The 8258-nt window shown below is 69.7% G+C and carries 9 protein-coding genes and 2 pseudogenes; 5 read left to right on the top strand and 6 right to left on the bottom strand.

What is annotated here, in order from left to right:
- Positions 1–88: 88 nt before the first annotated feature.
- Positions 89–373, bottom strand: a pseudogene (locus ASJ79_RS13155) (aminotransferase class IV); the annotation flags it as partial.
- A gap of 40 nt (positions 374–413) precedes the next feature.
- On the opposite strand from ASJ79_RS13155, the gene ASJ79_RS13150 reads away from it, so the two are divergent.
- On the top strand, positions 414–1499 hold the full coding sequence (locus ASJ79_RS13150) for a folate-binding protein YgfZ (protein WP_067955794.1): 1086 nt from the start codon (positions 414–416) through the stop codon (positions 1497–1499).
- 144 nt (positions 1500–1643) lie between these two features.
- Complete coding sequence (locus tag ASJ79_RS13145) at positions 1644–1829, top strand: DUF3073 domain-containing protein (protein ID WP_067955791.1); 186 nt, start codon at positions 1644–1646, stop codon at positions 1827–1829.
- 30 nt (positions 1830–1859) lie between these two features.
- Here ASJ79_RS13145 and purM read toward each other — a convergent pair whose 3' ends face one another.
- Positions 1860–2933, bottom strand: coding sequence for a phosphoribosylformylglycinamidine cyclo-ligase (gene purM, locus ASJ79_RS13140; RefSeq protein WP_067955789.1), 1074 nt, complete (start codon positions 2931–2933; stop codon positions 1860–1862).
- Positions 2934–3055: 122 nt separating this feature from the next.
- Between purM and ASJ79_RS13135 the strand changes: the two genes are divergently transcribed.
- The gene (locus ASJ79_RS13135) at positions 3056–4030 is read left to right on the top strand and encodes an NAD(P)H-binding protein (protein WP_067955786.1); all 975 of its coding nucleotides are present in this window, start codon (positions 3056–3058) and stop codon (positions 4028–4030) included.
- Here ASJ79_RS13135 and purF read toward each other — a convergent pair.
- Both purF and ASJ79_RS13125 read right to left on the bottom strand, forming a co-directional pair.
- Positions 4027–5559 (bottom strand): amidophosphoribosyltransferase, encoded by a 1533-nt coding sequence (purF, locus tag ASJ79_RS13130; protein ID WP_067955784.1) that lies wholly within the window; start codon positions 5557–5559, stop codon positions 4027–4029. The genes ASJ79_RS13135 and purF overlap by 4 nt on opposite strands.
- Positions 5560–5684: 125 nt before the next feature.
- On the bottom strand, positions 5685–6077 hold the full coding sequence (locus ASJ79_RS13125; protein WP_067955782.1) for a sterol carrier family protein: 393 nt from the start codon (positions 6075–6077) through the stop codon (positions 5685–5687).
- Between the two features lie 16 nt (positions 6078–6093).
- Between ASJ79_RS13125 and ASJ79_RS13120 the strand changes: the two genes are divergently transcribed.
- Complete coding sequence (locus tag ASJ79_RS13120) at positions 6094–7296, top strand: MCE family protein (protein ID WP_067955780.1); 1203 nt, start codon at positions 6094–6096, stop codon at positions 7294–7296.
- A gap of 34 nt (positions 7297–7330) precedes the next feature.
- Positions 7331–7795: a PPOX class F420-dependent oxidoreductase gene (locus ASJ79_RS13115; RefSeq protein ID WP_067955778.1), complete on the top strand. Its 465-nt coding sequence runs from the start codon at positions 7331–7333 to the stop codon at positions 7793–7795.
- Here the strand turns inward: ASJ79_RS13115 and ASJ79_RS30975 are convergent.
- Both ASJ79_RS30975 and ASJ79_RS35015 read right to left on the bottom strand, forming a co-directional pair.
- A pseudogene (locus ASJ79_RS30975) lies at positions 7689–8123 on the bottom strand (CPBP family intramembrane glutamic endopeptidase); the annotation flags it as partial. The gene ASJ79_RS13115 and the pseudogene ASJ79_RS30975 overlap by 107 nt on opposite strands.
- A gap of 37 nt (positions 8124–8160) precedes the next feature.
- Positions 8161–8258: hypothetical protein (locus tag ASJ79_RS35015; RefSeq protein WP_369803662.1), on the bottom strand; the 98-nt coding region annotated here is incomplete at its 5' end.

Below are 8258 nucleotides of genomic sequence, written 5' to 3'. Positions count from 1 at the left end.
TGGCCGGCGCGAAGACCCTCTCCTACGCGGTGAACATGGCCGCGCTGCGGCACGCCGAACGGCGCGGCGCCGGCGACGTCATCTTCGTCAGCACGCCCTCGTTCCCTCCGCCGGCGAGCCAGCCGTCGACGGCAGCCGCTACCGCCGCCCGCCACTGCGCGGGGTCCGGCTCGGGCAGATCGACCAGCCGCGCGGAGTGCGCCAGCCGGTTCAGGTGCGCCTCGAGCAGACACGGACGGCCGTCACGCACCAGCAACGTCTCGAAGACGCCGTCTCCGCGGACCGCCGCCAGGTCGTCGGCGTGGAGCAGCGGAGACTGCGGATCGTGCAGCTGCCCGTCGAGGGTGACGACGACGCCCGGATGGTCAGCCATGGAGCATCAGCGTAGCCGCGCCGACTCGTAGAGTTGGGGCATGGCCGCCGTACCCACTCCCGAATCAGGACCCGACGCCGGCGCCGTCTGGCACTACGGCGACCCGCTCGGCGAACAACGCGCCGCCGCCGACGGCGCCATCGTGGTCGACCGGTCGCACCGGGCGGTGCTGACGATCACCGGATCCGAACGCAGGTCGTGGCTGCACACCATCTCCAGCCAGCACGTCAGTGAGCTCCCTGACGGCGCGGTGACCGAGAATCTGAGCCTCGACGGCCAGGGTCGTGTGGAAGATCACTGGCTGCAGACCCAGGTGGACGGGCGCACAGTGCTCGACACCGAGCCGTGGCGGGGCGAGCCGCTGCTCACCTTCCTGACCAGGATGGTGTTCTGGGCCGACGTGGTCGTCGAACCCGCCGATCTGGGGGTGTTGTCGCTGGTCGGCCCCGCCCTGGCGGGGGCCACGGCGCTGAACGCGCTCGGCCTGTCCGCGCTGCCGGCCGAAGGCACCGCCGTGGAACTCGCCGATGGCGGCTTCATCCGGCGTCTGCCGAGTACGACGGTCGAGATCGACGTGGTGGCGCCGCGCGACGAGCTGACCGCGTGGCGGGACAAACTCGTCGCCGCCGGTATCCGGCCCGCGGGAATGTGGGCCTACGAGGCGCATCGGGTCGCGGCTCGGCGCCCGCGTCTCGGGGTCGACACCGACGAGCGCACCATCCCGCACGAAGTGGGTTGGATCGGCGGTCCCGGTGTCGGCGCCGTGCACCTCGACAAGGGTTGTTACCGCGGCCAGGAGACCGTCGCCCGGGTCCACAACCTGGGCAAACCGCCGCGGATGCTGGTCCTTCTGCATCTCGACGGCACCTCCGACCGGCCGGCCACCGGCGACCCCCTGCTGACCGGCGGCCGCGCCGTGGGCCGGTTGGGCACGGTCGTCGACCACGTCGACGAAGGCGTGATCGCCCTCGCGCTGCTCAAGCGGGGCCTGCCCGCCGACACTGCGTTGACGACCGGCGGGGAGGTCCAGGTGGCCGCCAACATCGACCCGGACTCCGTGCCGGCCACCGACGCGATCGGTGCCGGACGGCTGGCGGTCGAGCGGCTGCGCGGCGGCGGGGTCTGAATGCGGGCCAAAGGCGGCGCTCCCACAGGGCCTGCCAGCGCCGCGCCGCGAAGCACGGTAAGCTGACCGCAGGACAATAGACACACTCAGATCGGAGCCGCCTAGTAATTGGGCCGCTCCGTTATTGCGCGAGGGGGTTCCCCCATGGGCCGCGGCCGGGCAAAGGCAAAGCAGACCAAGGTTGCACGTGAGCTGAAGTACAGCTCACCACAGACCGACTTCGAGCGGCTTCAGCGCGAGCTGTCGAACGCTCCCGACAACGACCGCCTCAACGGCAGCGATCCGCTGTCCGATGACGGCTGGGCCGACGAGGACGACTGGCGGCGCTGAGCCGCCGGTCCCCGTACGGGGAGCGGAGCGTCAGAACCTGGGGTGCTGGCCCACGAGCGTTGCCCGTGGCCCGTCCTTACCACCCTTGTTGATGGTTCCGAGGGTCCAGCAGTCCAGGTGACGGGCAGTCAGGACGGCCAGCGCGCGGTCGGTGTCCTCCGGCGCGACGACGGCCACCATCCCGACACCCATGTTGAAGGTCTTCTCCATCTCGGCGCGTTCGATACGGCCGCGCTGGGCGATCATCCCGAACACAGGTGCCGGCGTCCACGTGCCCCTGTCGAGTTCGGCGACCAACCCGTGCGGGATGACCCGCTCGAGGTTCCCGGCCAGTCCGCCGCCGGTGACGTGGCAGAACGTGCGCACCTGGGTTTCGGCGGCCAGCGCAAGGCAGTCCTTGGCGTAGATGCGTGTCGGCTCGAGCAATTCCTCGCCGAGCGTGCGGCCGAACTCCTCGACGTGACCGGCGAGGTTCATGTGGTCGATCTCCAGGAGCACGTGCCGCGCCAGCGAGTACCCGTTGGAGTGCAGACCCGTCGACGCCATCGCGATGACCACGTCACCCGGCCTGACCCGGTCGGGACCCAGCACGTCGTCCGCCTCGACCACGCCGATACCGGTCGCCGAGATGTCGTAGTGATCGGGGGCCATCAGCCCGGGGTGCTCGGCGGTCTCGCCGCCGAGCAGCGCGCAACCGGCCAGCACGCAGCCGTCGGCAATGCCGGATACCAGCTCGGCCACCCGCTCGGGCACGGTCCGCCCCACCGCGATGTAGTCCTGCAGGAACAGCGGTTCGGCTCCGCACACGACGAGGTCGTCGACCACCATCGCGACGAGGTCGATCCCCACCGTGTCGTGCTTGTCCATGGCTTGCGCCACGGCGAGCTTGGTGCCGACTCCGTCGGTGGACGACGCCAGCAGCGGCTCGCGGTAGTCGCCGCGCAGGGCGAACAGGCCGGCGAAGCCGCCGAGGCCGCCTCTCACCTCGGGCCGGGTAGCCTTCTTGGCAAGCGGCTTGAAGAGTTCGACGGCACGGTCACCGGCTTCGATGTCCACACCTGCCGACGCGTAGGAAATGCCGTGTTGTTCGGCGCGCTCGGTCATCGCAAGCAAGGCTACCCGCGTACACCGGGCAAATCGCCGCCAGTCTCGGTTGCACGCCGTTGACGTGACCGGAGACCGCGATCAGGGGTTTGCCCGATGCAGGATGCGGTCATCCCCGCGCCATGCCTGAGCATGTCCGCTGCCTCGTGACGGGCGCGACCGGTTACATCGGCGGCCGACTGGTGCCCGAGCTGCTCAACCGTGGCCACACGGTGCGGGCCATGGCGCGCACCCCTGCCAAGCTGGACGGGGCGGACTGGCGCGACCGCGCCGAGGTGGTGGGCGGCGACCTGACCGACCCGGACTCGCTGGTCGCGGCGTTTCACGACACCGACGTCGTCTACTACCTGGTGCACTCGATGGGGACGTCGAAGGACTTCGTCGCCGAGGAGGCGCAATCGGCCCGCAACGTCGTGGACGCCGCGAAGAAGGCCGGGGTCAGGCGCGTGGTCTATCTGAGTGGTCTCCACCCGGTGGGCGCCGAGCTGTCCCGGCATCTGGCGTCGCGCACCGAGGTCGGCGACATTCTCGTCGACTCCGGTGTCGAGACGGTGGTGCTGCAGGCCGGCATCGTGATCGGGTCGGGGTCGGCGTCCTTCGAGATGATCCGCCACCTGACCGACCGGCTGCCGGTGATGACGACGCCGAAGTGGGTGCGCAACAAGATCCAGCCGATCTCCATCGACGACGCGCTGTACTACCTCGCCGAGGCCGCGACTGCGAAGGTGCCGTCGTCGCGGACGTGGGACATCGGCGGTCCGGACGTGCTCGAGTACGGCGACGCGATGCAGGTCTACGCCGACGTCGCCGGGTTGATTCCCCGGCGGTTCGTGGTGTTGCCGTGGTTGACGCCGACGCTGGCGAGCCGCTGGGTCGGATTGGTGACGCCGATTCCGTCGGGGTTGGCACGCCCGCTGGTCGAGTCGTTGGAGTGCGATGCGGTGGTGAGCGAACACGACATCGACACGGTGATCCCGCGCCCGCCGGGCGGCCTGACGGGCTACCGGGACGCGGTCAGCCAGGCGGTGGCGCAGGACGGCACCGGCGCCAAAAGCGGCCGTCGGCACCTGGTGCGGTTCAGTCCCGCGGCGGGTTAAGGCCTGCGCAGCGCGGAGGCGTTGTCGTTGTCGGGCTGAAGCGGGATGCCGGTGCGGGCCGCCGTCGCGAGCATGTGTTCGATGACGTTCTTGCCCAACGCGGTCTCGCCCGGCAGTTCGATCGGATAGTTGCCGTCGAAGCACGCCGAGCACAACCGCGACGCGGGCTGCTCGGTGGCCGCGATCATGCCCTGCTGGGAGATGTAGCCCAGGGAATCGGCGCCGATCGCGTGACGCACCGCGTCGAGCATCTCGGCCTCGTCGGCCTCGGCGTTGGACGCGTTGGCGATCAGTTCCGCCGGGGTGGCGAAGTCGATGCCGTAGAAACACGGCCACTTCACCGGCGGCGACGCGATCCGGACGTGCACTTCGAGGGCACCCGCCTCGCGCAGCATCCTGATCAACGCGCGCTGGGTGTTGCCCCGCACGATGGAATCGTCGACGACGATCAGCCGTTTGCCGCGGATCACCTCTTTGAGCGGGTTGAGCTTGAGCCGGATGCCGAGCTGGCGGATGGTCTGCGACGGCTGGATGAAGGTGCGGCCCACGTAGGCGTTCTTCATCAGGCCCTGGCCGAACGGGATCCCGGATTCCTGCGCGTAGCCGACGGCGGCGGGGGTGCCCGATTCGGGGACGCCGATCACCAGGTCGGCATCGACGGGCTTCTCCCGGGCCAGGCGGCGACCGATGTCGACGCGGGTGGCATGCACCGAGCGGCCGACGATCGTGCTGTCCGGGCGCGCCAGGTAGACGTACTCGAACACACAGCCTTTGGGTGAGGGCGGGGCGAACCGGGTGGAGCGCACGCCGTCGGCATCGATCGCGAGAAGTTCACCGGGCTCGATGTCGCGGACGAACGACGCGCCGACGATGTCGAGGGCAGCGGTCTCGGAGGCCACCACCCAGCCACGGTCCAGCCGGCCGAGGGACAGCGGCCGCACGCCGTACGGGTCGCGGGCGGCGTAGAGCGTGTTCTCGTCCATGAAGGTGAGGCAGAACGCGCCGCGCACGGTGGGCAGCAGTTCCAGGGCGGCCTGTTCGAGCGAGGAGTCCGCCGCGCCGTGGGCGAGCAATGCGCCCAGGATGTCGGAGTCGGTGGTCGCCGTGGCGGCGCCACGGTTGCTCAGCAGTCCCTCGTCGCGAGCGCGGGCCGCCAGTTCGGCGGTGTTCACCAGGTTGCCGTTGTGTCCCAGCGCGACACCGGTACCGGCGGCGGTGTTACGGAAGACGGGCTGCGCGTTCTCCCACGTCGTCGAACCGGTGGTGGAATAGCGGCAGTGGCCGACGGCCACGTGACCGGGCATCGCCGCGAGCGTCTGCTCGTCGAAGACCTGGCTGACCAGTCCCAGGTCCTTGAACACCAGCACCTGCGAGCCGTCGGCGACCGCGATGCCCGCCGCCTCCTGACCCCTGTGCTGCAGCGCATAGAGACCGTAGTAGGTGAGCTTTGCCACTTCCTCGCCGGGCGCCCAGACCCCGAATACTCCGCACTCTTCCTTCGGCTCGTTCTCAAGCTGCTCGGCGGTCACGATCAGGCTGCTCCCTGGGGGCTGTGGGTGACGTCGGCCAGTCTACGGGGCGCGCAGGCAAAACGCGGAATCCGGCGACGGTGTGCGCACACTGGACAACCACGACGGACGGTCCGTGCATTCCGTCAGCCGGCGATGGTCACCAGGGGCAGCGCCACGGCGATCTCGGCGGCACGTGATCCCGACATCTGCAGCGCGCCGGACGCCGCCGCGTCGGGCACAGACAGCAGCCCGGTCGCCAACAGCAGCCAGGTCCGCGGGTCTGTTTCGACGACGTTGGGCGGGTTGCCGCGGGTGTGCGCCGGCCCGGCGATGCACTGCACGGCGACGAACGGCGGGACGCGCACTTCCACGGCCGAGCCCGGTGCCACCGCGGCCAGGGTCCGCGCCGTGGTGCGCACCGCTTCGGCCAGTTGGGCACGGTCAGGGGTCGGCGCGCTTTCGTCGCGCAGCCACGCGGACACCGCGGCGACGGCGGCGCGGGTCTTTTGCGGATCGACGGTACGGCGGGCGGCCATGATCTAGGTTCTCAAAGTGTCTGCAGACCGGGACGCACCGCCCTACCGGCGGCTGGGCGCAGTCTTCCTGGTGTTCATCGCTGCGGCGGGCACGCTGCTGTTTCTGCAGTTCCGCGGCGCATTCATCCCGTCGGTCGAGGTGACCGTGGTGTCCGGGCGTGCGGGTCTGGTGGTCGAGCGCGGCGCGAAGGTGACATTCAACGGTGTCGAGATCGGCCGGGTCACCGGGGTCGCCCGGGACCGGGTCGATTCCGCACCACAGGCGAGACTGACGCTCGCGGTCGACCCCCGCCACCTGCCGCTGATCCCGGCGAACGCGACGGCCGAGATCCGGGCCACCACGGTGTTCGGCAACAAGTACGTGGCGCTCACTTCGTCGAACAAACCTGTGCCAGAACGTCTCTCACAAGGATCCGAGGTTCGCGCCGTCGGCGTGACGACGGAGTTCAACACCGTGTTCGAAACCGTCACCGCGATCGCCGAGCAGGTCGATCCGGTCAAGCTGAACCAGACGCTGAGCGCGACGGCCCAGGCGCTCACCGGCCTCGGCGACCGGTTCGGTGAATCGCTGGTCGACGGCAACCGCATCCTCGATGGGCTGAACCCGACGATGCCGGTGCTGCAGCGGGACTTCGGAGCGCTCACCGCACTGACCGACGTGTACGCCGGTGCCGCACCGAACCTGTTCGACGGTCTCCACCACGCCGTGACGACGGCGCGCACCCTCACGACCCACCGCAGCCAGATCGACGCCGCGCTGATGGCCGCGATCGGCTTCGCGGAGCCGGCCACCGACGGAATCGAGAGCGGCGGACCGTATCTGGCCCGCGGTGCCGCAGACCTTCTGCCGACGACGAAGCTGCTCGACGACTACCGCGGCATGATCTTCTGCGCCATACGCAACTACGACGCGGTCCGCCCGGCGATCGATCGCGCCTTCGGTGGCAACGGATATTCTCTGACCGGGCGGGGCACGGTCGCCGGCGCAGGAAATCCCTTCGTCTACCCCGACAACCTGCCGCGGGTGAACGCCAGGGGCGGCCCCGGCGGAAGGCCGGGCTGTTGGCACAAGCCCACCCGCGAGCTCTACCCGCCGCCGTACCTGGTCATGGACACCGGGTTCAGTCTGGCGCCCTACAACCATGTCGAGCTTCCTTCGCCGATGTACGTCGACTATGTGTGGGGCCGCCAGGTCGGCGAACCGACCATCAACCCTTGACCTCAAGACTTGTTGAGGTTTTACGGTGGCCCGCATGACGTTCACAGGTTTCGAGATCGACTTCATGAAGCAGGCGGACCTCGGCAGGCTGGCCACCATCCAGCCCGACGGAACCCCGCAGAACAGCCCGGTCGGGTTCACCTACAACGAAGAGCTGGGCACCATCGACATCGCCGGCTACGAGATGTCGAAGAGCCGCAAATACCGCAACCTCAGTCACAACAACAGGGTGGCGTTCGTGGTCGACGACATCACCTCCCGAGATCCGTGGCGGGTGCGGTGCCTGGAGATCCGCGGCACCGCTGAACAGGTGCTGCTGGAAGACCCAGCGCGCGAGCCTGACGGGGAGCCGCTGGATGCCGCCATCATCCGCGTCACACCGCGCCGGGTGATCAGCTTCGGGATCGACGATCAGAAGACCGAGCCGCATCAGCTGGTCGCGCACGTGCGCAACGTCGGCGCTGAACGGCAAGCGCCGCAACCGCTCCCGCTTCGTTGACGGCGAGGTGCGCCAACATCGGCGCGGCCAGGCTGCCGGATCTCGCATAGAGCCACGAGAAGACCCACCCGGCGGCGCCGGTGGCCAACACCGTGCCGAGGACCGGTTCCCGCGCGGCGCGCGCATCAGGCACGTGCGACAGCCCGAACACTGTGGCGGTGAACAGCTTTCCTGCGCGGGCTCCGTAGGCCCGCTCGGCGGCGGTGCCCAGCGCGGCCCGGAACGCGACCTCCTCCGACCACACCGTGCCGACCGGGATGCGCAGCAACAGCCAGCGCCCGGCAGCGGCGGGCAGAGCGCGGGCGGCCATGCCGGTGCGCACCGGCGGGGACAGCGGCGACATAAAAGAGGGCGCGCACGCCGGGCTAGCGACCGGTGAACGTCTCGCGCAGCCGCGAGAACAGCCCACCCCCGTGTGTGGACGCGTTGCCGTTCTGGGCCGACCGCACCTCGGCGGTGTCCT

Origin of the sequence: Mycobacterium sp. NAZ190054 (assembly GCF_001545925.1) — a bacterium.
Taxonomy (GTDB): Bacteria; Actinomycetota; Actinomycetes; order Mycobacteriales; family Mycobacteriaceae; genus Mycobacterium.
The sequence above is the reverse complement of the archived record's forward strand: the minus strand, read 5'-3'. Positions and strand labels throughout refer to the sequence as shown.